The following is a 22,500-nucleotide window of genomic DNA, read 5'->3' on the forward strand; positions in this document are numbered from 1 at the left end:
GCCTCCAACAATGGGCGCCGGGCCGCAGCGACATCAGCACGGAGCTTGGTCTCGTAAAGTTGGCGCGCTCGTTCCCGGCTGCGTCTGCTCCTTGAGCCGCCGACCAGGCGCCATACACCTCGCTGCACTTCGTTCCCCCTCCGGCCGCAGCGCCGTATTTTCGCTTTCCGACTGCTTCAGGTTCAGCTCGCAATGGCGTTGGATCGGCGCATCCGTGCACATTTCGCACGGCACGCGCGCAGTCGAACATTATTAAAATTAAAAATGCAAAACACACAAAATCATCAATACAACGGCTATGCCGTCCGGCCCTCGGCGCATCGTTTGCCCGATGGCAGTTTTTCAGCCAACCTGCTGCTCGAGCGCATCGATAGCGCGTCTGTCGAAGGCCGCTACCGGTTCTATTCGCTCGATTACTTCGCGAGTGAAGCGCAGGCATTGCGGCACTCGGAACGCTGGGCACGCAACTGGGTCGATACGCGCGGTTAAAGGCAGCGCTGTAGGACCGGATACCCGACGCATATGAGTCGCCCGGGCGCGCAACAATGCGCGCCCGAACCTCGCGTGCGATCAATTCTGTACCTCCCGACTGGAGCCGCGCGCTCGATTCGGGTTACCGGATTTTCCTTTCGACGCCGGTGGCGCATGACGCTATCCCGGCGTCGAAGTGGGTGGCGTACTTGAGAGGCCTGGGCTGACCGAACGGTGGTGCCGACCTCCGCATCCGTGCGAAGATTGCACGCACATCACACTCGCCCGAGAACGACGTGACCCGAGCAAATCCTGAGCGCAACCCGGACGCCGCCGATCCGCCGTGGATGGCCGTCGCCCTGGCCGAACTCGGCATCCGCCGCCATCCGCCCGGCAGCGTGAACCCGCGCATCGTCGAGTACAACAACCGGACGAATCTGGTCGGCTACGACGACAAGATTTCCTGGTGCTCTTCGTTCGTCAACTGGTGCATGACGCACGCGGGCATTCGCGGCACCGGGTCGGCGCTCGCGCGTTCGTGGCTCGAATGGGGCCGCCCGCTGGACAGCCCGGTCTACGGCTGCATCGCGATCCTGACGCGCGACGATCCCGCGAGCTGGAAAGGGCATGTCGGGTTCTACTTGAGCCATGACGACGAGCACGTGCATCTGTTCGGCGGCAATCAGCTTGAAGAGGTACGCGAGCTTGCGTACCCGCTGAACGAAGTGATCGGTTACCGTTGGCCCGACGCAGGATGACCTCGTCCGCCGGCATACGCGAATTCGCAATCGCGTGGTTGGCGGCTTGCTTGATCGCGTTGTCGGTCGACTGCCCGGGATCGTGCGGCTGAAGAGCGGGGCCCCGGCACGTGTCGAGGCCGGCGCCGTATCGTGATCGCGCCTAGTTCTTCGCCACGGCTTCCACCTCGGGCCCACCGGCCGCATCATTCCTGCTCCACCCGCCCCCGAGCGAGCGATACAACGCGACCGCCGCCAGCGCATGCTCGCGCCTGACCTGGTTGAGCGCGTCCGAATCCCGCAGATACACCTCCTGCGCCGACAGCACGTCCAGAAAATCCGTCGCGCCGCCCTTGTAGAGCTGGTTCGCCAGCCCGAGCGCCTTGTCCGATGCCGCGAGCGCGCTGCCGAGCCGCTGCGTCGCTTCATCGCTGCTGACGAGGTTCGCGCGCGCATCCTCGACCTCGCGCAACGCCTGCAGCATCGTCTGCCGCAACCCGAGTTCAGACTCGCGCATCCGGCTTTCGCTCTGCGAGATATCGGCGGTAATCCGCCCCGCGTTGAAGATCGGGCTCGTCGCGCTCAGCGCCGCGCTGAACAGGTTGTCGGTCAGCGTCGGCAAGCCGAGATACGACGCGGCCAGAATCCCGTCCGTCAGGTTCAGCGAGAACTTCGGATACCGCTCGGCCTTCGCGACACCGACCTGTGCCGCGCGCCGCTCGACCTGTGCGTAAGCGGTCAGCACGTCCGGCCGGCGCAGCAGCGCCTGCGACGGCAGCGTGGCGGGCGACCCGGCCGGCGGCGCCGGAATGGCGCCGGCCTGCGCGAGCACGAGCCGGTCGACCGATTCGGGCGTGCGGCCCGAATACACGGCGATCAGGTTGAGCTGATGCGCGATCTGCGCCTGCGTCGGCGGAATCCGCGCCTCCAGCGCATCGAGCTGGTTCTGCGCGCGCGTGACGTCGAGTTCCGTCGACAGCCCGAACGCCTGCCGCTTGCGCGTGAGTTCGAGCGCATGCCGGCGGATCGCCGCGTTGTCCTGCAGGATCTTCAGTTCCTGCTGCGCCCAGCGCAGGTCGACATAGGCCGAGGCCGCATCGGCCGCGAGCGCGAGCCGCATCGCATCTTCCGCATGCTTTTGCCCGACCAGCTCGGCCTGCGCGGCCAGCAGGTCGAGCCGTTCGCCGCCGAACACGTCCGGCGACCAGCTCAGCGCGAGCCCCGCACCGGCCTGTCGCACGTAGCCGAGCGGCGGCGGCGTGTTCTTGCGCTCGTCGGCCGCATGCGCGGTCGCGTCGAGTTCCGGCAGCAGCACCGCGCGCTTCTGCACGGTCAGCGCCTGCGCCTGCTTCACGCGTTCGGCGGCGGCCTGCAGATCGAGGTTGCCGTCGAGCACGGTCGCGATCAGCCGGTCGAGCACGGGGTCGTTGAACTGCGCCCACCACGCGGCGGCGTCGATGTCGGCGCGCGGCACGTCGGTGTCCCACGCGGCGGGCGCGAGCGACTGGACGGAATCGTGCAGCGCGGGATGCTGCGCGGGCTGCACCGCACACCCTGCGGCGAAGGCGCTGACGGCCAGCGCGACGAGTAGCTTTTTCATGATGACGACCTTGGCTTCAGTGCGCGTCCGGCGGCGGCGCGTTGAGGGTGATGGGACGGGAAAACGCGACGGCGACCAGCGCGACCACGAAGCACAGCGACAGCACGTAGTACGCATCCGCGTAGGTGAGCGTCAGCGCTTCCCGATAGATCAGGCGGTGCAGGTTCGCGAGGCCGGCCTGCGCGGTATCCAGCGTGTTGCCGGCCACCGAGGTCCAGTACGCGGCCTGGCGGTCGAGCAGCGACGCGACTTGCGGCTCGCCGGCGCTCACATGCTCGTTCAGGCGCAGGTAGTGGAAGTTCAGCCGGTCGTTGAGCATCGTCGCGCTCACCGCGATGCCGATCGCGCCGCCGAGGTTGCGCATCAGGTTGAACAGGCCGCTCGCCGATTTCAGCCGCGACTGCGGCAGCGAACCCAACGCCATCGTCACGATCGGCGGCACGCTGAACTGCTGGCCGATGCCGCGCAGCGCCTGCGGCAGCAGCAGTTCCCGCCAGCCCCAGTCGTGCGTGATCGGCGTGTACAGGTAGCAGCCGAGGCCGAAGCAGATCAGCCCGAACACGAGCAGCGCGCGCATGCTGAAGTAGCGCGCGGCGAACGCGTACGCGCAGAGCGCGAGCAGCTGGAACGCGCCGACCGACAGCAGCGCGATGCCGATCTGCAGCGAACTGAACGCCCGCACCTGCGCGAGAAACAGCGGCGTCAGGAACACGGTGACGAAGATCCCAATACCGGTCACGAACGACAGCAGGCTGCCGATCCCGAAGTTGCGCACGGCGAGCGCGCGCAGGTCGACGATCGGGTCTTCCGCGGTCAGGGCGTGCACGATGAACAGGAAGCCGCAGATGGCGGAGATCCACGCGCAGAACACGATCACGTGATCGCCGAACCAGTTCTTGCGCGGGCCTTCCTCGAGCACGTATTCGAGGCAGCCGAGGAAGCCCGACATCAGCACGATGCCGAGATAGTCGCCGCGCTTGACGAGGCTCAGGTCCGGTGCGTCGATGTGCACGTAGCGCGGCACCAGCGCGGCCACCGCGATGCCCGGCACGAGGTTCAGGTAGAACAGCCAGTGCCACGACCATTGATCGGTGATCCAGCCGCCGATCACCGGCCCGATCGCCGGCGCGAGCGACGCGAGCGCGCCGATCGTCGTCGACGCGATCAGCCGCTGCTTGCCCGGGAACAGCACGAACGCGGTCGTGAACACGGTCGGGATCATCGCGGCGCCGAGCGCGCCCTGCATCCCGCGGAACAGGATCATCGAGTTGATGTCCCACGCGAGCCCGCACAGCATGCTCGTGATCGTGAAGCCGACCGCCGACGCGGTGAACAGCCAGCGCGTCGACATCACCTTCGACAGCCAGCCCGACATCGGGATCACGATGATCTCGGCGATCAGGTAGGCCGTCTGCACCCACGACAGCTCGTCCTGGCTCGCGGAGAGCCCGCCGCCGATGTCGCGCAGCGACGACGCGACGATCTGGATGTCGAGCGTCGCCATGAAGAAGCCGACGCACATCAGCGCGAACGCGAAGACGCGCTGCCTGGTCGGTTGCGACGCGGGGTCGCCGGAAATCGCGGTGGTCATCGCAGGCTCCCGTTCAGTTCGCGTGGTCGGTATGCACGGTCACGACCGCGGAGAGACCGGGGCGCAGCACGTGCTCGATGCCCGGCTGCGGATCGAGATGCACGCGCACCGGCACGCGCTGGACGATCTTCGTGAAGTTGCCGGTCGCGTTTTCGGGCGGCAGCACGCTGAAGGTCGCGCCGGTCGCGGGCGCCAGGCTGTCGACGCGGCCGTGGAGGCGCGTGCTCGACGCATCGAGCGTGACATCGACGCGATCGCCTGAGCGCATCTTGCGCAGCTGGTCTTCCTTGAAGTTCGCGTCGATCCACAGCCCGGCCGCGGGCACGACCGTCAGCAGCGGCACGCCGACGTTCGCGAGCATCCCGACGCGGCCCGTGCGGTTGCCGACGTAACCGTCGACCGGCGAGCGGATCGTCGTGTACTCGACGTTCAGCGCCGCCACGCGTTGCGCGGCGAGTGCCGTGTTCACGCGGGCCCGCGCATCGGCGAGCTGCGCGCCAAGCACGTCGAGCTGCCGCTTCGACGCGAGCAGCGCGGCGTCGCTGCGTGCGACGGCCGCATCCGCCTTCGAGTAATCGGCGTCCGCGCGCTCGACGATCTGGTTCGATACCGCATCGGATTTCACGAGCTCGCGGTAGCGCACGCGATCGGACGACGCACGCGTGAGCTCGGCCGACGACGCATTCCGGTCCGCCGCATGCTGGCCGATCACCGCGTATTGAAGTTGCTGCTTCGCTTCGAGTTCGGCCACCGCGGAGCGCGCGCTGTCGACTTCCGCGCTCGCCTGCGCGAGCTTCGCATCGTAGTCGCGCGCATCGAGCTGCACGAGCACGTCGCCGGCCTTCACGCGCTGGTTGTCGGTCACGAGGATCTTGTCGACGAAACCGTTCACCTTCGGTGCGAGCACCGTCACGTCGCCGCCGACATACGCATCGTCGGTGCTCTCCTGGAAACGCAGCACGAACAGCCAGTCGAGCGCCGCGGCCGCGACCGCGACGACGACGGCGGCCACCGCGATCCGCATCCACGGCACGCGGCGCTGCTTTGCCGGCCGGTCGGTTGTGGCTGCCTCGCGGGAGGCAGCGGCTTGGGTCGTTTCCATCGATTCACCTATGTATATGCACTTATTGAAACGACCGACGACGCGTCGCCGATCGGGGAAGTTAGCGTTCCGGCAGGTTGTGCGTGATCCGGAACAATTCGTCTCTGAGGCGGGCCGCCTGCGCCGGCCCGAACCGCTGCTCGAACGCTTCCTGCGCGGCGAGCCAGTGCACATGCGCGTCGGCGATCTTCGTTTCGCCGTGCGCGGTCAGCGCGAACGTCTGGCGCCGGCAACGCGGCTCGAGCCGGCCCGTGACCAGCGCCGCGCCGACCAGCGGCTTCAGCGCGCGCAACAGCGCGGTGCGCTCGATCACCAGCACGGCCGACAGCGTCGCCATCGTCAGGCCCGGACGCTCCCGCAGCAGCGCGAGAATGCTGTACTGCGACGGCGTGACGCCCGCCCGTGACAGGTAGCGCTCGTAGAACTGCGAGATTCGCCGGGCGGCTTGCCGGACCGCGAAGCAATCGTCATCGATAAGCGTGGACTTGTGCATGTGCACATATTAGGTGCCCACGCGATGCGAAGCGAGCGGCGAGACAGGATCAGATTGGTGCCGTGGCTGTACCAATCGGCGGTGGAAAGGTGCGTTTGCGCGCCGGATCAGGCCGCGGCCGGAACAATCGAGCCTTCGCGGTCGTAGTACGCGGCCGTGTAGTCGATGAACGCCTTGACCTTCGCGGGCAGCAGCGCGCGGTTCGCGTAGGCGAGCTTGATTTCCACGAACGCGTCGACGAGATCGGCGCCTTCGAGCAACTGCACGAGCGCGCCCGACGCGAGTTCGGCTTCGACGAGCGCTCTCGGCACCACGCCGATGCCGAAGTCGTGCATCACCATTTCGCGGTTGAAGACGGGGCTGTTCGACGAGACGTCGAAGCTCAACGGCACGGTCAGCGTGTCGCCGTCGACGCGGAACGACAGCGCGGGCCGGCGCAGCGACGGCGACATCGGCACGAACATGTGGCCGGCGAGCTCGGCCGGCGTTTCGGGACGCGGATGCGCGCGCAGGTAGGCGGGCGTCGCGACGATCACCACCGGAATGCGTTCGATCAGCCGCACGACGGTCGTCTCGCTCGTCAGCATGTACGGCACGACGATGCCGATGTCATAGCCTTCGCCGACGAGGTCGACCGGGCGCTCGGTCAGCGTGACGTCGAGCCGCACCTTCGGATGCGCGGCCTTGAAACCGGCGATCAGCGGCACGAGCCGGTTCAGCGCGGCCGTCGTGTGCGCGACGAGCCGCAGCAGTCCCTCGGGCTCGCGCGTGTACGACTGCGCCTGCGCTTCCAGCGAGTCGAGTTCGTCGAGCACCGCCGCGCATCGCTCGTAGATGCGCTCGGCGGTTTCGGTCAGCGAGACCTGGCGCGTGGTCCGGTGCAGCAGGCGGCTGCCGAAGCGCGCTTCCAGATCCGCGACCGCCCGCGACACGACCGGCCGCGCGAGGCCGTGCATGTCGGCCGCGCGCGTGAAGCTGCGCATTTCCACCACCGACCGGAAGATGCGCAGCTTGTCGATGTAGTCCATGTCCGTCTCCTCGAAGCGATGGCGCGGCGCCGGATGCGCGCGGCCGGCGCCGGCCCTTGTTACGGCCGAGTGTACATTGACTTTATGCATATGCACATTTAAATTGCCGGTCATGAACGACATCCAGATGGCCCAGGCCTGCAATTGCCTCGCGCTGCGTCAGGCGGCGCGCTTCGTCACGCAACTCTACGAGCGGCATCTGGCCCCGGTCGGCGTCACGGCCGCGCAGTTCTCGATCATGGCGAACCTGTCGCGCCGGCCCGGCCTGTTGATGAGCGAACTCGCCGACCGGCTGGTGATGGACCGCACGACGCTGTTGCGCGCGCTGAAGCCGCTGCAGCGCGACGGCTTCGTCGCCGCGGCCGCGTCCGAGCATGACGCCCGCGCGCATGCGCTCAGCCTGACGAAGCTCGGCGAGCGCACCTACGCGCAGGCGAAGGTCGCGTGGCAAGCCGCGCAGGACGAGTTCGAGACGCAATTCGGCCAGAGCCGCGCCCAGGCGTTGCGCGACGAGTTGTTCAGCCTGACGGCGCAGCGCTAGGCGCGACGCGCGGTAGTATGACAAAAGCGATCCGGATCCACCGGACGAGACACGAGGAGCCCCCCATGCTGCAGTTGAGCGAACGCGACGACGCGATGTTGCGCGGCGCATTCGGCGACGGCGTCGCGCGCGCGATGCGGATCGTCGCGCGCACGGCCGAGGTCATGTCGGCGCCGCACCTGATCGACATCACGTCCGCGCATATCGACGGCTGTCTTTACCACGGCCGGACCAGCCTCGACTTCGTCGAGTATTTCGTCGACACCGGCGCGCGGGTCGCGGTGCCGACCACTTTGAACGTCGGGTCGCTGGACCTGATCCATCCCGAGCTGTATCACGGCGACCGCGCGATCCAGCGCGACGCGCAGCGCCTGATGGATGCGCATCTGCAGCTCGGCTGCGAATCGAGCTTCACGTGCGCGCCGTATCAGCTGAAGAATCGTCCGCGCCTGGGCCAGCAGATCGCGTGGGCGGAATCCAATGCGATCGTGTTCGCCAATTCGGTGCTCGGTGCGCGTACCAGCCGCTACGGCGACTTTCTCGACCTGGCCGCCGCGATCACCGGGCGCGCGCCGTATGCGGGGCTGCACGTCGAAGCGAATCGCGCGGCGCGGATCGTGTTCAACGCGCCGGACTTCGGCAAGCGGCCCTCGCGCGACATCTATTTCGCGGCGCTTGGGCTTCTGATCGGCCGGATCGCCGGCGCGACCGTGCCGGCGATCGTCGGGCTGCCCGCGGACACCACCGAAGACGAACTCAAGGCGCTCGGCGCGGCTGCCGCATCGAGCGGGGCGGTTGCGCTGTTCCATGCGGTGGGCGTCACGCCCGAGGCGCCGACGCTCGACGCCGCGTTGCACGGGCGGGCGGCGCAGCGCACGGTCGATGTCGCGATGGCCGATCTCGACGAGATCCGCCGCACGCTGAACCACGGCGCGGCCGGCGATGCGCTCGTCGCGGTCGCGCTCGGCACGCCGCACTTCTCGCTGGCCGAGTTCCGCACGCTCGACGCGCTGCTCGATCAGTTCGACGGCCGGCCGAAGTGCGATTTCTACGTGAACACGAGCCGCTTCATCCTGTGGGAGCTGGGCGAGCTCGGGCTCGCCGGCAAGTTCGACGCGCGCGGCATCCAGATCGTCGTCGATACCTGCACGTACATCACGCCGGTCATGAAACAGCTGTCGGGCCTGGTGATGACCAACTCGGGGAAGTGGGCGTCGTATGCGCCCGCGAACATCGGCGTCACGGTGGCGTACGGCAGCATGCGCGAATGCGTGCGTTCCGCGTTCGAAGGAAAGGTGCGATTCGATGACTGATGCAACGATCGGGAAACTGACGGGCGACACGCTCGTGCCGGGCAGCGCATGCGCGAAGACGATCGTGCTCGACAAGCCGCTCAGCTTCTGGGGCGGCTACGACTCGGGGGCGGGGCGGATCGTCGATCGCGGGCATCCGCAGGCGGGCGCGAGCCTCGCCGGCCGGATCATGGTGATGCCGCACGCGAAGGGCTCGAGTTCGAGCAGCAGCGTGCTCGCGGAAGCGGTGCGCAACGGCACGGGGCCGGTCGGGATCGTGCTGAAGGAGCGCGACCTGATCATCTCGATCGGCGCGATCGTCGCCGCCGAGCTGTATGCGATCGCGGTGCCGGTGGTGTGCGTGACGGACGACGTGTACGACGCGATCGTCGCCGCGAACGGCGAGGTGCGGATCGAGGCGGGTGAGGGCGACGGCGGCGCGTGGATCTTCGTCGACGGTTGACGCATCGCGCGCTCGTCGGCTCAGAGGAAGCGGATGTGCGGCGCATCTGCCGCCTTGAGCGACAGCGCGTTTTTTGCCGCATTCATCTCGCGTCTGCCGCCGGGCTGATTGAGCCGTCGGATTTCGGGCCAGGCAATCACGCCGAACACCGAACGCAGGATGGTGCTTAGCGCGAGGAAGCCGAGCGCGGTTCCGCCAAACCACGCAAAGATGTCGAGCATGCCGTCCGTGCTGCCTTGTAGCGCGGACATGATACCGATGGCGAACGCGACGGTGATCAGAACGCCGATCGTCACGATGACATCGGTTCGGGCGCTGGCGACGCGTGCGAGACGAACGAGATAGATCGAACCGTCAGTCACGTTGCGGATGCCGCAGATTGCGAGATTATCGCGCCACGCGGCATACGCGACATCCAGCCGGTCGCCCGCAACGACGAACAGGTCGCGTGTCGCGCCGGTCCGGAGCGTCAGCGGCGCATCGAAAGCGTCGAGTCGAAGCTCGATCTCCTCGATGCTTTGCGTGGTCCAGCCGAGGTTGTTGCTCCAGACCTTCGTACTGATCGTCTTCTGACTGACAGACGTCACGCAGCCGGACGCGATTCGCATGGAACGATCGGTCATACGTTGCTCCGTTCGAATGTGATCCGGTGCGGCTGGCATTGCCACTTTTCCTGGGCTTCGCGCCGTTGCGGCCGGAACACCAGTTCGGACAAGCCGGCGATCGAGAGCAGCGTGCCCAGCATGCTGATGATGCTGACGAACATGGTCAGCGCGAGGACGAGCGCCCAGCCGGATTTGAACGCGGCGCTACCGATCAGCAGGCTCAGCGCGAACACGCACGACGCCCATGTGAGCAGCGACAGATTACGTTCCTTTTGCGCGAGCGCGTCGTAGGGCTGAATCGTCAGATCGTTGCTGGTGATCCACGCGATTCGGCGACGACCATGGTCGTCGAAAACGCACGCGCGCACCGCCATCCCGGGTTTCAACAGATCGACCTGCTTGAACGCGTCGGCGTCGATATCGTCGGCGCAAAGGAAGTAGCAGGCGTCCTGCATCGTCACGCGATAAATCGGCACCTTCTTGTTGTCGACCGCGATACGGACCAGGTTCGTATCGATACGGTCGATCGTCGACTCGATCACGGTGGTGTGACTGGACATGGGTGGAAGCGGGCGTCGGCCCGTATCGCGTTGGCGTGGCATTCATCATACCGATGAAAATGAAATGGGGGCCACGCGTATGGCGGTATGGTGCCACCCGCGTTTTCCCGTTATTCGTGCGCGGTTCCCGCCGCCGCTTCCCGATACGCACTCGGCGTCTGCCCGGCCCAGCGCCGGAATGCGCGCGTGAAATTCGCCGGGTCGGTGAACTGCAGCCGCTCGGCGATCGTCTTCAGGTCGAGGTCCGACGCGCAGAGCAATTGCTTCGCGTCGCGAAACCGCGCTTCGTCGAGCAATTGCCGATAGCTCGACCCGGCGTCCTCGAGCCGGCGCCGCAACGTGCGCGTCGATACCAGCAGCGCGTCGGCGAGCGCCTCCGGGCTCGAATAGTCGCCGGCCGTTCGCGCCAGTTCCGCGCGCACGCGCTCGACGAGATCGCCTTCCTCCTGGCGTACCTGCGCATACTCGCGCTCGACCTGCACCAGCGCCTGCCGGTGCGCGACTTCGTCGGCGAGCGGCAACGGCCAGTCGAGCACGTCGTGCGCGATCCACAGCGCGTTCGCCGCGCAGCCGAATTCGACCGGCGGCAACTGGTCGCGATAACGCGCGAAATAACCGGGCTCGGGCCACGTGAAGCGCAGCACGATCGGCGGCGACACGCGTCCGGACCACTGCGAGATGTTCTGCGCGAGCCCCGTCAGCACGAACTCGAACATCACGTGATGCTGCAGCACGGGGCTCGCCTGCACGCCCTGCAGTTCGAGCGTCGCGCCGTGCGCGTCCTCCGCGTAGGTCAGCCGATATTGGCGGTTGCGCATCCGGAAGTAGCGCTGCGTGACGACCAGCGCTTCCCGGATGTCCCGCGCGGTCAGCGTCGCATAGCCGAGGAAGCCGTGCACGGTCGGCTTCAGCAGCAGCCCGAACGCGAGCCCGATGCCCGGATCGCCGCCGATCTCGATCGCGTTGAGCACGAGCCGGCCCCATTGCGACGGCGCGACGCGCGCGTCCGGTTCGGCCAACACCGCATCGCGCAGCCCGGTGCCCGCGCGCACCGCGGCCAGGTCGACGCCGCGTGCGGCCAGCGCCTGCAGCAGCAGGCGCGTATAGGCGACCGGAATCGTCGGCCGGCGTAGCCCGAGGTGATCCTTGCGAGACGGGGAGGTCATGTCGATTTGGCCGGAAATGACAAGCATTATGGCTGTTTGCCCCCTCACGTTCAAGGCGGCGCGCGGCCTACGATGACACGCATCGCTTACCGGCAGGATCATCATGACGACCTCCTTTCCCCATCTGCTCGCGCCGCTCGACCTCGGCTTCACCACGCTGAAGAATCGCGTGCTGATGGGGTCGATGCATACGGGCCTCGAGGACAGCCGCAAGACGCTGCCGCGGCTCGCCGACTATTTCGCCGAACGCGCGCGCGGCGGCGTCGGCCTGATCGTGACCGGCGGCTTCGCGCCGAACGTGGCCGGCTGGACCAAGCCGTTCGGCGGCACGCTGATGACGTCGGCCGGCGCGCGGCGCCATCGCGTGATCACCGACGCCGTGCATGCGGACGACGGCAAGATCGCGCTGCAGATCCTGCATACCGGCCGCTACGGCTACCACCCGTTCGCGGTCGCGCCGTCGAAGATCAAGTCGCCGATTTCGCCGTTCGCGCCGCGCGAACTCAGCGCAAGCGGCGTGGAGCGGCAGATTCGTGCATTCGTCCGCTGCGCGCAGCTCGCGCGCGAGGCCGGGTACGACGGCGTCGAGATCATGGGCTCCGAGGGCTATCTGATCAACCAGTTCATCTCGATGCATACGAACAAGCGCACCGACCAGTGGGGCGGTTCGTACGAGAACCGGATCCGCCTGCCGATCGAGATCATCGAGCGCACGCGCGAAGCGGTCGGGCGCGACTTCATCCTGATCTACCGGCTGTCGATGCTCGACCTGATTCCCGACGGCAGCGACTGGAGCGAGACCGTGCAGCTCGCGAAGGCCGTCGAGCGCGCGGGCGCGACCATCATCAACACCGGGATCGGCTGGCACGAGGCACGCGTGCCGACGATCGCGACGTCGGTGCCGCGCGGCGCGTTCGCGTGGGTGACGAAGAAGATGAAGGGCGAGGTCGGTATTCCGCTCGTGACCACCAACCGGATCAACCGGCCGGAAGTGGCCGAGCAGATTCTCGCGGACGGCTGCGCCGACATGGTGTCGATGGCGCGTCCGCTGCTCGCGGATGCCGAATTCGTCGTCAAGGCCGCGCAGGGCCGCGCCGACGAGATCAATACCTGCATCGGCTGCAACCAGGCGTGTCTCGACCACGCGTTCAGGAACAAGATCGCGTCGTGCCTGCTGAACCCGCGCGCCTGCCACGAGACCGAGCTGATCTATACGCGCGTGCAGCAGCCGAAGCGCATCGCGGTGGTCGGCGCCGGGCCGGCCGGGCTTGCATGCTCGACCGTGCTCGCGCAGCGCGGCCACCACGTCGACCTGTTCGACGCGGCAGCGGAGATCGGCGGCCAGTTCAACATGGCGAAGCGGATTCCGGGCAAGGAGGAGTTCGACGAAGCGCTGCGTTATTTCGGCCGGCAGGTCGAGCTGACCGGCGTGAACCTGCACCTGAATCGCCGCGTCGACGCGAGCGACCTGATCGCGGGCGGTTACGACGAGATCGTGCTCGCGACCGGCGTGGCGCCGCGCGACCCGAAGATTCCCGGCCAGGACGGGCCGAACGTGCTCAGCTATATCGACGTGCTCGCCGGCAGGCAGCCGGTCGGCCGGCGTGTCGCGGTGGTCGGCGCGGGCGGCATCGGCTTCGATGTCGCCGAGTATCTGGTGCAGGACGGCGAGTCGCCGACGCTCGATCTGGAAGAGTGGAAAGCGGAGTGGGGCGTGACCGATCCGGCCGCGATGCGCGGCGGCGTGACGCGCGCGCAGGTCGCGGCGCCCGCTCGCGAAGTGACGCTGCTGCAGCGCAAGGCCGCGCCGCTCGGCAAGGGGCTCGGCAAGACGACCGGCTGGATTCACCGCGCGACGCTGAAGATGAAGCAGGTGAAGATGATCGGCGGCGTGAACTACGAACTGATCGATGCGCGCGGGCTGCACGTGTCGTACGGCGAGCAGCGCACCGATCACGAACTGATCGAAGCCGACACGATCGTGTTGTGCACGGGGCAGGAGCCGCAGCGCGCGCTGTTCGCGCCGCTGCAGGCGGCCGGACGCTCCGTGCATCTGATCGGCGGCGCGGAACTGGCGGCCGAGCTCGATGCGAAGCGTGCGATCGATCAGGGTTCGCGGCTCGCGGCGCGGCTGTAACGGTACGGCCGCGAGGCGCCGCCGTCACTCCATCTCGACGCGTTGTGTCTCGCGCTCTTCCGCTTCCAGCATCGCCTTGACGATCAGATAGACGGCGGGCAGATCGTCGTCGTCGCGCTTCCAGTCGACGGCTTCCTCGACGTCCGCGGCGACCATCCGGCTGTCGCGCAGCCGAATGAAGGCGTCGACGACCATCGGATCGTTACGGTTCAGGAAGCCGGTGTTCGAGAACGCCAGCTCCTCGACATTCAGCAGTGCCTGCCAGCTCATCGTGCGGACGGCGGCCGGATGGCTGCGGCGCCGCAAGCCGAGCGCCCGCTGTGCGGGGCCGCCGACGACACGCTGAAGATCGACGACCGCTTGCCGCGCGGCACGCTCGAAGTGGACGGGGTTGAAGCCGGGTTGCTCGGGATCGAATGCGGATGACTGAAACATGGTCGCCTCACAAAAGTCCGTCCGTCATGGGTGACGGAATTCGGGTCAAATGGTACAAAAGCACTGTAAATATATACAGTGTTCGAGGCGGTTTCAAGTGCTGAAAATGATTGTGTTCGTGCGGCGACCGGCTTCGGGTGAGCGGATTCGGGCGACCGGCGAAGGCGGCCGACGCATGAAGCCGCATTAGCAAGAAGCGCGTTTCTGCTCCGTGCTCTTCGCTGCATCGCGCTGCGCACGTCGTGTCTCGGAACCTCGCGGTGGCCTCACTGCGCCGACCGCCCGTCTGGCGAGCTACACCGACGCGGCAATCGTCTCCCGCAGCCATCGATGCGCCGGATCGCGATGCACGCGTTCGTGCCACAGCATCGACATCTCGTAGCCGGGCACCTCGACCGGCGCCTCCACGACGCGCAATGCGGGCGTGTTGCGCACCAGCCGCTCGGGCAGCATCGCCACGAGGTCGGTTGTGGCGACGGCCGTCATCACGAACAGGAAATGCGGCACCGACAGCACCACGCGCCGCGTGGCGCCGGCTTTCGCGAGCGCTTCGTCGGTCACGCCGAAGAAGCCGCCGCCGTCGGGCGACACGATCACGTGTTCCAGCGCGCCGAACTGCGCGAGCGTCGGGCGGCGCTTCAGTTTCGGATGACCGGCGCGGCCGACCAGCACGTAACGTTCGACGAACAGCGGCAGGCGACGCATCCCTTCCGGCGAACCGTCTGTCGTGTGGAAGGCCAGGTCGATACCGTTTCGCTCGGCGTCCTGCTCGATGCGCGGCGGCACGAGTTCGACGACGGCGAGGCGCGTCGCGGGCGCGGCCGAGCGCAGCGTGTTCAGCGCGGGCAGCACGATCGTCGATTCGCCGTAGTCGGTTGCGGCCACGCGCCACGTGTTCGTCGCGGTTGCCGGATCGAACGGCGTGGCCGTCAGCACCGCGCGTTCGACTGCTTCGAGCGCATCTCGCAGCGGCTCGCGCAGCGTTTCCGCGCGCGCGGTCGGCCGCATCCCGCGCGGCCCCGGCAGCAACAGCGGATCGCCGAACAGGTCGCGCAGTTTCTGCAGCTGCACGCTGACCGACGGCTGCGACATGTTCAGTTTCTCGGCCGCCCGCGTGACGTTGTGCTCGGCGAGCAGCACGTCGAGCGTGACCAGCAGGTTCAGATCTAGTCGTCTGAGATTGTTCACGGCTATACCTGGAATATCGGGAATTCATTTCCAATATACCGATGGCGGCAGCATCCTGCAGTCATTCCATCAACGGAGCAGTGAACATGAACGTGCTGATCGTCTACGCCCATCCCGAACCGCGCTCGCTGAACGGTGCGTTGCGGGATTTCGCGGTCGAGCATCTCGAAGCGGCAGGCCATGCCGTGCAGGTGACCGATCTGTATGCGATGAACTGGAAGGCCGCGTTCGACGCGGATGACGTGACCGACCGTGCGCCCGATGCGCGCTTCGATCCCGCACGCGATTCGAAGCGCGCGTTCGAGACGGGCACGCAGCGCGACGACATCGCGCGCGAGCAGGACAAGCTGAAGTGGGCCGACGCGGTGATCCTGCAGTTTCCGCTGTGGTGGTTCTCGATGCCGGCGATCATGAAGGGCTGGGTCGAGCGCGTGTATGCGTACGGCTTCGCGTACGGCGTCGGCGAGCATTCCGACCTGCACTGGGGCGACCGTTACGGCGAAGGTTCGCTGGCCGGCAAACGGGCGATGGTGATCGTCACGACGGGCGGCTGGGAGTCGCATTACAGCGCGCGCGGCATCAACGGGCCGATCGACGACGTGCTGTTCCCGATCCAGCACGGGATTCTGTATTACCCGGGGTTCGACGTGCTGCCGCCGTTCGTGATTTACCAGACGCACCGGATGGACGACGGGCGCTTCGACGAAACGCGTGCGGCGCTCGGCAAGCGTCTCGACGAACTGTGGAGCGCGCAGCCGATTCCGTTCCGGCGACAGAACGCGGGCGACTACGACATTCCGGCGCTGACGCTGAAGGCGGAAATCGCGCCGGGGACGGTCGGGTTCGCGGCGCATCTGGCGAGCGAGCGGTGATCGTCACTGCATCGTCGTGACGCGGGGCGCCACCTGAACCCGGCGGCTGTGCAAAACGTCCCGGGCGACCGGCGAGAAAATCGCCGGCCGCCCGGGGGCGTGCTTCGCGCGGCCGTTCGATAACGCCGCGCTTCACATTCACTGCTTACCGATCATCTTCTCGCACCGAAGAAGGATGCCGGCACAGCGCCCGCACTTCCATCTCCATATACGGAAACAACGGCAGCTGACTCAACAGGTCGTGCAGCTGCTGCACGCTCTCGACGTCGAAAATACTGACGTTCGCATACTTCCCCGCGATCCGCCACAGATGCCGCCAGACGCCTTCGTTCATCAGCCGCTGGCACATCGCCTTCTCTTCGGCCTTCAGCGTGGCCGCCTTGACCGGATCCATGTCCGCCGGCAGGCGGACGGTCATTTCCACATGAAACAGCATCCTGCGCTCCTTGCGTTGTCGATTCGCCGAACGGGACGGCCGCTCAGGCCTGCGCCCGCACCCGTTCGACTTCGCTCGCCGGCACGTCCTGCTTGTCCTTGAGCAGCGAGAAATCGAAGTCGATCAGCGCGAACTGCCCGTCGACGCCATACGGCTTGCCTTCCGCGCCCTCGGCCTGCCTGATCTTCGGGATCAGCCCTTCGCGGGTCGCGAATGCGAAGTCGTCCCAGATATGCGGATCGCCTTCGATGTTGATCTGCGTCGTCAGCTTACGATATCCGTCCGCGGAAACGAAGAAGTGGATGTGCGCCGGACGATGGCCGTGGCGGCCGAGCTGGTCGAGCAGTTGCTCGGTCTTGCTGCCCGGCGGCACGCTGTAGCCGACCGGCAGCACGCTGCGGAAGCTGTAGCGGCCCTCGGCATCGGTGCGGATCGAGCGGCGCAGGTTGAACGCCGGCTGCGACTGATCGAAGTACGAGTAGTTGCCCAGATGGTTCGCGTGCCATACCTCGACGAGCGCATTCGCGAGCGGCGTGCCGTCCTGGCCGAGCACCTGGCCGCGCATGATCAGCGTCTGGCCCGGATCGGTGCCGTCGTCGAGACGCGCATGGCCGACCGATTCCGGTGCGCCCGCGACATACAGCGGCCCTTCGATCGTGCGCGGCGTGCCGCCGTGGAAGCCGGCCTTCTCCTCGGCCTCGTCCATCCGCACGTCGAGGAAGCGCTCGAGGCCGAGGCCCGCGGCGATCAGCCCGAATTCACGGCCGGCTTCGTTCAGGTAGTTGAGCGCGGTCCAGAACTCGCTCGGCTGCACGTCGAAATCCTCGATCGTGTAGCAGAGGTCCTTCACGATCCGGTTGACGATCGCGCGCACGCGCGGATTGCCGGGCTTTTCCGCGGCGTCGTCGAAGGTCTTCAGCAGGGCGTCGATGGCTTGCTTGTTCATCTGTGTCTCCGGTTTCGGTTGTCGTGTCGTGCGGGATCAGCGGGCGTCGCGTCGCATCCGTTCGATGCGGGCCCAGTCGAAGGTGATGCCGAGGCCGGGCGTCGCCGGCAGGTGCAGCTTGAAATCCTGGTAGCGCAGCGGCTCGACGAGGATTTCCTCGGTGAGCAGCAGCGGGCCGAACAGCTCGGTGCCCCATTTCAGCGAGCCGAACGTGCTGAACAGTTGCGCGGACGCCATCGTGCCGGCCGCGCCTTCGAGCATCGTGCCGCCGTACAGGTCGATGCCGGCCGCCGACGCGATCGATGCGACGCTCGCCGCGCCGAGCAGGCCGCCCGACTGCGCGATCTTCACCGCGAACACGTCGGCCGCGCGGTCCTGCGCGAGCGCGAACGCATCGACGGGGCCGTGCAGCGCTTCGTCGGCCATGATCGGAATGTGCGCGAGCTGCGTGAGGCGTTTCAGCCCCGCGCGATTGGTTGCGGCGATCGGCTGCTCGACTAGGCTCACGCCGGCGTCCGCGAGTCGTGCGCCGGCGCGGATCGCGTCGGTTTCGGTCCAGGCCTGGTTCACGTCGACGCGCACGTCGCCGCGCTCGCCGAGCGCGCGCTTGATCGCGATCACGTGCGCGACGTCGTCGTCGACCGCGTTCGAGCCGATCTTCAGCTTGAATGCGCGATGGCGGCGTGCGTCGAGCATCGCCTCGGCTTCCGCGATGTCGCGCTGCGTGTCGCCGCTCGCGAGCGTCCACGCGACGTCGACCGCGTCGGTCGTGCGGCCGCCGAACAACTCGGACAGCGGCACGCCGAGGCGGCGCGCCTGCGCATCGAACAGCGCGGTTTCGAGCGCGCACTTCGCGAACCGGTTGCCCTGGAACAGCTTGCGCGCACGCGCCATCGCAGCGCCCGGACGCGTCGCGTCCATGCCTTGCAGCAGCGGCGCGAAGTAGGTGTCGATGTTGACCTTGATGCTCTCGGGGCTCTCCTCGCCATACGCGAGCCCGCCGATCGTGGTCGCCTCGCCGACGCCTTCGATACCGTCCGTGCATCGAACGCGAACCAGCACGAGGGTCTGGCAATTCATCGTCGCGACCGACAGTTTGTGGGGCCGAATCGTCGGCACGTCGACGAGCAGCGTGTCGATGCGTTCGATGGTGGCGGCAGTTGCTATCATGCGATTCCTCCTGTTGGTGCACATGGTAGGAATTCCCGCCCGGCGTCGTCCAACACTCTTTCCGACTACTTCCATACCTTTGAGGCATGAAATGGAATTGCGCCAGCTCCGCTACTTCATCGCCGTCGCGGAGGAAATGAACATCACGCGGGCCGCGGAGCGGCTGCACATGACGCAGCCGCCGCTGAGCCGCCAGCTCCAGGCGATCGAGGACGAGGTCGGGCTGCCGCTGTTCGAGCGCGGCGCGCGGCCGCTGAAACTGACCGACGCGGGCCGCGTGTTCTATGCGCAGGCGACGCGGGTCGTCGAACAGGCCGACGAGCTCGGCCCGCTGACGCGGCGGCTCGCGCAATTGTCGGAGCGGATCGTGATCGGCTTCGTGCCGTCGACGCTCTATGGCGCGCTGCCGGACGTGATCCGCGCGTTTCGCGAGGCGCAGCCGGACGTCGAGCTGTCGTTGATCGAAATGTTCACGCTCGAGCAACTCGGCGCGCTGAAGGGCGGGCGGATCGACGTCGGGTTCGGCCGCCTGCGCTTCGACGACGACCAGCTCGTGCGCGAGGCGCTGATCGAGGAAAAGCTGATCGCGGCGCTGCCGGTCGGGCATCCGCTCGCCGATCGGGACCGGCCGCTGACGCTCGCGGACATCGCGAACGAGACGCTGATCGTCTATCCGAGCACGCCGCGGCCGAGCTTCGCGGACCAGCAGTTGTCCGCGCTGCGCGACGGCGCGCTCGTGCCCGCGGCCGTGCACGAGGTGCGCGAACTGCAGACGGCGCTTGGCCTCGTCGCCGCGCAGGTGGGCGTGTCGCTGGTGCCGGAAAGCGTGGAAGGCGTGCGCGTGAAGGGCGTCGTCTACCGGCGGCTGCCGGAACCCACGGCGACGTCGCCGATCATCATGAGCCGCCGGCTGCACGGCGAAAGCGCCGCGACGACCGCGTTCTGCGCGATCGCGCGGGCGATGATCGCGCCGGCGGCGTAGGGCCGGCCGTTTCCGTATCGATTGCAACTAACGGTCAATTCCGCCACGCTACGCCGAATTCGGAGAGGGCATCGCGATGCGATGTCATTTGCCGTAGATGCAGGCGCGTAGCGAGGCGATCAGGTCGATCAGGCGGGGAGTCGGTAAGGAGGCAAGGAGGCAAGGCGGTAAGGCGGTAAGGCGGTAAGGCGGCAAGGCGCAAGCAGCAAGGCAACCGACCCCGACAAGCCCGGCACCTGCCTACCGCTTCCCGTCGAGCGTCTCCGACGGCGATTCGCCGAACTTCTCCCGGTACGCGATCGCGAACCGCCCGAGGTGCGTGAATCCGCAATCGAGTGCGATATCGGCGATCCGTCTCTCGGACGCCGACCCGCGCAGCAACTCCCGCGCATGTTCGAGCCGCGTCGCGCGCAGGTATTGCATCGGGCTCATCCCGCGGAACTGCAGGAAGGCGTCGCGCAGCGTCCGCTCCGGCACGTTGGCGGCCTGGACGATATCGGCGAGCTGCAGCGGCTGCGCGTAATGCGCGTTCACGAACTCCTGCGCGCGCCGCACGAAGCCCGGCGCGGGATCGAGGCGCGCGCTCGGTACCGACGGCGGGTGGCCTTCGATCAGCAGATCGATCAGCAGGTGCTCGAGCTGCGACGCGACGCGCGGGTTGGCATTCGCGCGTTCGAGCAGTTCGGGCGAGCGGGCGACGAGCATCAGCTGCTGACGCCACGCGGCGAGCGCGGCATCGCTGATGTGCAGCACGGGGTCGAGCATCGCGCGCGGATCGCCGGTCAGCGAGCCGACGGTCGCGGCATCGATGCGCAGCACGAACTGCTCGCAGTCGGCGGAGAGCACCGCGTCGAAGCGCTCGCCGGGCGCGCACAGCACGCCCGTCTGCCCGTCGACGCCGAGCCGGCGGCCCATCGCGTGGACTTCCGCCTGCCCGGACAGGCAGAACATCAGCAGGTAATAGCCGTCGACGGCGTCGACCTGCACGCGCATCGCATCGCCGAACGCGATGGTGCCGATCCCGAGCCCGCCGAGCCGGACGAAATCCATATGCGATGCGCCTTGCACGCGCCCGCTCGGCAGCAGCGCGTGCGGCTGCATCACGCGCGAGATCCGCTCGCGGGTCTCGTCGAGATCGCGGGATTCGAACAGCCGGTGCGCGCGCAGCGCAAGCGGCTCGAACGACGTTGGGGACATGGGCATCGGCCTTGGTGTGGACGCGCGCTTCGATCCGACGAATGGGTCGCGATCGTGCGCCGGGTCGCGTGTGTCGCCATGCTAGCGCAGAAATCCGCCGAAAGTGGATATTGCGCCGCCGCAATCGCACTTTCCGGATAGACGCCGAATATTAGCTTTTCAAAAATCGGCTCCATGGAATCAACGAACCGGAACCACAAGGAGTCCGACATGGAGCAGACAGAATCGCCCGTCGTATTCGCCGCGCGTGACGACGCGTCCGATGTGCGCTTTCCGCACGAAGACGGTTCGCGCGTGCCGTACAAGGTGTTCAGCTCGCGCGCGGTCTACGATCGCGAGCAGGAACGCATCTTCCGCGGGCCGACCTGGAATTTCGTCGCGCTGGAAGCGGAAATCCCGAACGCCGGCGACTTCAAGAGCACGTTCGTCGGCGATACGCCGGTCGTCGTCACGCGCACCGAGGACGGCACGCTGTCCGCGTGGGTGAACCGCTGCGCGCACCGCGGCGCGCAGGTCTGCCGCAAGTCGCGCGGCAACGCGAGCTCGCACACGTGCGTCTACCACCAGTGGAGCTTCGACAACCAGGGCAACCTGCTCGGCGTGCCGTTCCGGCGCGGCCAGAAGGGGATGACCGGGATGCCGGCCGACTTCGACCCGAAGCAGCACGGGCTGCGCAAGCTGCGCGTCGACAGCTATCGCGGGCTCGTGTTCGCGACCTTCAGCGATGACGTGGCGCCGCTGCCCGAATACCTGGGCGAGCAGATGCGTCCGTGGATCGACCGGATCTTCCACAAGCCGATCGAGTATCTCGGCTGCACGCGCCAGTATTCGAAGTCGAACTGGAAGCTGTACATGGAGAACGTGAAGGATCCGTATCACGCGAGCATGCTGCATCTGTTCCATACGACCTTCAACATCTTCCGCGTCGGGATGAAGGCGCGCTCGATTCCGGATGCGAACCACGGGCTGCACAGCATCATCACGGTCACGAAGACGGGCGACGACACGTCGGCCGCATACAAGCAGCAGAACATCCGCTCGTTCGACGAGGGTTTCCATCTCGAAGACGAGTCGATCCTCGATCTCGTGTCGGAATACGACGAGGACTGCACGAACCACATCCAGCCGATCTTCCCGCAGCTCGTGATCCAGCAGATCCACAACACGCTGGTCGCGCGCCAGATCCTGCCGAAGGGGCCGGACAACTTCGAGCTGATCTTCCACTTCTTCGGCTACGCGGACGACACGCCCGAGCTGCGCGCGCTGCGCATCAAGCAGGCGAACCTCGTCGGGCCGGCCGGCTACATCTCGATGGAGGACACGGAGGCGACCGAACTCGTGCAGCGCGGCACGGTGCGCGACGCCAATGCGACGTCGGTGATCGAGATGTCGCGCGGCAATCCGGACCAGCAGGACACGGTGATCACCGAAAGCCTGATCCGCAAGTTCTGGGTCGGTTATCAGAAGCTGATGGGCTATTGAAGCGGG

General features: G+C 67.0%; 23 protein-coding genes. 9 read left to right on the forward strand and 14 right to left on the reverse strand.

Annotated features, from left to right (window positions below):
* The first annotated feature begins 264 nt into the window (after positions 1–264).
* Together U4Z31_RS29980 and U4Z31_RS29985 are read left to right on the forward strand one after the other, a co-directional pair.
* Positions 265–489 (forward strand): hypothetical protein, encoded by a 225-nt coding sequence (locus tag U4Z31_RS29980; protein ID WP_044847573.1) that lies wholly within the window; start codon positions 265–267, stop codon positions 487–489.
* A gap of 329 nt (positions 490–818) precedes the next feature.
* The gene (locus U4Z31_RS29985; protein WP_044847572.1) at positions 819–1,229 is read left to right on the forward strand and encodes a TIGR02594 family protein; all 411 of its coding nucleotides are present in this window, start codon (positions 819–821) and stop codon (positions 1,227–1,229) included.
* 142 nt (positions 1,230–1,371) lie between these two features.
* Here U4Z31_RS29985 and U4Z31_RS29990 read toward each other — a convergent pair whose 3' ends face one another.
* The 5 genes from U4Z31_RS29990 to U4Z31_RS30010 form a co-directional block, all read right to left on the reverse strand.
* Positions 1,372–2,808: an efflux transporter outer membrane subunit gene (locus U4Z31_RS29990; protein ID WP_321812206.1), complete on the reverse strand. Its 1,437-nt coding sequence runs from the start codon at positions 2,806–2,808 to the stop codon at positions 1,372–1,374.
* Between the two features lie 16 nt (positions 2,809–2,824).
* Positions 2,825–4,399 (reverse strand): DHA2 family efflux MFS transporter permease subunit, encoded by a 1,575-nt coding sequence (locus U4Z31_RS29995; RefSeq protein ID WP_124488781.1) that lies wholly within the window; start codon positions 4,397–4,399, stop codon positions 2,825–2,827.
* A gap of 13 nt (positions 4,400–4,412) precedes the next feature.
* Entirely contained in the window at positions 4,413–5,501 is a 1,089-nt protein-coding gene (locus U4Z31_RS30000; RefSeq protein ID WP_124523777.1) for an HlyD family secretion protein, read from the reverse strand.
* Positions 5,502–5,562: 61 nt separating this feature from the next.
* Positions 5,563–5,994 carry a MarR family winged helix-turn-helix transcriptional regulator gene (locus tag U4Z31_RS30005; RefSeq protein ID WP_044847568.1) on the reverse strand — a complete coding sequence of 144 codons (432 nt, stop codon included), beginning with the start codon at positions 5,992–5,994 and terminating at the stop codon, positions 5,563–5,565.
* Between the two features lie 107 nt (positions 5,995–6,101).
* A complete protein-coding gene (locus U4Z31_RS30010) occupies positions 6,102–7,022 on the reverse strand; it encodes a LysR family transcriptional regulator (RefSeq protein ID WP_044847567.1) in 921 nt (306 codons plus the stop codon).
* 112 nt (positions 7,023–7,134) lie between these two features.
* Here U4Z31_RS30010 and U4Z31_RS30015 point away from each other — a divergent pair, with 112 nt between their 5' ends.
* From U4Z31_RS30015 to U4Z31_RS30025, 3 genes are all read left to right on the forward strand, one after another.
* Positions 7,135–7,563, forward strand: a complete 429-nt coding sequence (locus U4Z31_RS30015) for a MarR family winged helix-turn-helix transcriptional regulator (RefSeq protein WP_321812207.1) — start codon at positions 7,135–7,137, stop codon at positions 7,561–7,563.
* A gap of 65 nt (positions 7,564–7,628) precedes the next feature.
* Entirely contained in the window at positions 7,629–8,876 is a 1,248-nt protein-coding gene (locus tag U4Z31_RS30020) for an aconitase X (protein WP_321812208.1), read from the forward strand.
* Positions 8,869–9,318: an aconitase X swivel domain-containing protein gene (locus U4Z31_RS30025; RefSeq protein WP_321812209.1), complete on the forward strand. Its 450-nt coding sequence runs from the start codon at positions 8,869–8,871 to the stop codon at positions 9,316–9,318. The genes U4Z31_RS30020 and U4Z31_RS30025 overlap by 8 nt, the downstream gene beginning before the upstream one ends.
* 20 nt (positions 9,319–9,338) lie before the next feature.
* On the opposite strand, the gene U4Z31_RS30030 is transcribed toward U4Z31_RS30025, so the two are convergent.
* The 3 genes from U4Z31_RS30030 to U4Z31_RS30040 form a co-directional block, all read right to left on the reverse strand.
* A complete protein-coding gene (locus U4Z31_RS30030) occupies positions 9,339–9,941 on the reverse strand; it encodes a hypothetical protein (protein WP_063927861.1) in 603 nt (200 codons plus the stop codon).
* On the reverse strand, positions 9,938–10,378 hold the full coding sequence (locus U4Z31_RS30035; protein ID WP_235879219.1) for a hypothetical protein: 441 nt from the start codon (positions 10,376–10,378) through the stop codon (positions 9,938–9,940). The genes U4Z31_RS30030 and U4Z31_RS30035 overlap by 4 nt, the downstream gene beginning before the upstream one ends.
* Positions 10,379–10,593: 215 nt before the next feature.
* Entirely contained in the window at positions 10,594–11,676 is a 1,083-nt protein-coding gene (locus tag U4Z31_RS30040; protein WP_321812210.1) for an AraC family transcriptional regulator, read from the reverse strand.
* 76 nt (positions 11,677–11,752) lie between these two features.
* Here U4Z31_RS30040 and U4Z31_RS30045 point away from each other — a divergent pair, with 76 nt between their 5' ends.
* Positions 11,753–13,786 (forward strand): NADPH-dependent 2,4-dienoyl-CoA reductase, encoded by a 2,034-nt coding sequence (locus U4Z31_RS30045; protein WP_321812211.1) that lies wholly within the window; start codon positions 11,753–11,755, stop codon positions 13,784–13,786.
* A 24-nt stretch (positions 13,787–13,810) separates the two neighbouring features.
* On the opposite strand, the gene U4Z31_RS30050 is transcribed toward U4Z31_RS30045, so the two are convergent.
* Positions 13,811–14,221, reverse strand: a complete 411-nt coding sequence (locus U4Z31_RS30050) for a DUF2471 family protein (protein WP_044847560.1) — start codon at positions 14,219–14,221, stop codon at positions 13,811–13,813.
* 294 nt (positions 14,222–14,515) lie between these two features.
* Positions 14,516–15,409: a LysR family transcriptional regulator gene (locus tag U4Z31_RS30055; protein WP_321812212.1), complete on the reverse strand. Its 894-nt coding sequence runs from the start codon at positions 15,407–15,409 to the stop codon at positions 14,516–14,518.
* 86 nt (positions 15,410–15,495) lie between these two features.
* Here U4Z31_RS30055 and U4Z31_RS30060 point away from each other — a divergent pair, with 86 nt between their 5' ends.
* On the forward strand, positions 15,496–16,281 hold the full coding sequence (locus U4Z31_RS30060) for an NAD(P)H-dependent oxidoreductase (protein ID WP_321812213.1): 786 nt from the start codon (positions 15,496–15,498) through the stop codon (positions 16,279–16,281).
* A 145-nt stretch (positions 16,282–16,426) separates the two neighbouring features.
* On the opposite strand, the gene catC is transcribed toward U4Z31_RS30060, so the two are convergent.
* Genes catC through U4Z31_RS30075 form a run of 3 tightly spaced genes read right to left on the reverse strand, consistent with a single transcriptional unit; the run spans position 16,427 to position 18,833 of the window.
* Positions 16,427–16,717: a muconolactone Delta-isomerase gene (catC, locus tag U4Z31_RS30065; protein ID WP_044847557.1), complete on the reverse strand. Its 291-nt coding sequence runs from the start codon at positions 16,715–16,717 to the stop codon at positions 16,427–16,429.
* 43 nt (positions 16,718–16,760) lie between these two features.
* Complete coding sequence (gene catA, locus U4Z31_RS30070) at positions 16,761–17,663, reverse strand: catechol 1,2-dioxygenase (RefSeq protein ID WP_044847556.1); 903 nt, start codon at positions 17,661–17,663, stop codon at positions 16,761–16,763.
* 36 nt (positions 17,664–17,699) lie between these two features.
* Entirely contained in the window at positions 17,700–18,833 is a 1,134-nt protein-coding gene (locus U4Z31_RS30075; protein ID WP_124893188.1) for a muconate/chloromuconate family cycloisomerase, read from the reverse strand.
* 91 nt (positions 18,834–18,924) lie between these two features.
* On the opposite strand from U4Z31_RS30075, the gene U4Z31_RS30080 reads away from it, so the two are divergent.
* The gene (locus tag U4Z31_RS30080) at positions 18,925–19,815 is read left to right on the forward strand and encodes a LysR family transcriptional regulator (RefSeq protein WP_321812214.1); all 891 of its coding nucleotides are present in this window, start codon (positions 18,925–18,927) and stop codon (positions 19,813–19,815) included.
* Between the two features lie 240 nt (positions 19,816–20,055).
* Here U4Z31_RS30080 and andR read toward each other — a convergent pair whose 3' ends face one another.
* Positions 20,056–21,012, reverse strand: coding sequence for an anthranilate 1,2-dioxygenase regulatory protein AndR (gene andR / locus U4Z31_RS30085; RefSeq protein WP_044847553.1), 957 nt, complete (start codon positions 21,010–21,012; stop codon positions 20,056–20,058).
* A gap of 210 nt (positions 21,013–21,222) precedes the next feature.
* Here andR and andAc point away from each other — a divergent pair, with 210 nt between their 5' ends.
* A complete protein-coding gene (gene andAc, locus U4Z31_RS30090) occupies positions 21,223–22,494 on the forward strand; it encodes an anthranilate 1,2-dioxygenase large subunit AndAc (protein ID WP_321812215.1) in 1,272 nt (423 codons plus the stop codon).
* Positions 22,495–22,500 lie beyond the last annotated feature (6 nt).

The sequence above is a fragment of the Burkholderia sp. BCC1985 genome, from assembly GCF_905339915.1.
In the GTDB taxonomy this organism is placed as follows: Bacteria; Pseudomonadota; Gammaproteobacteria; order Burkholderiales; family Burkholderiaceae; genus Burkholderia.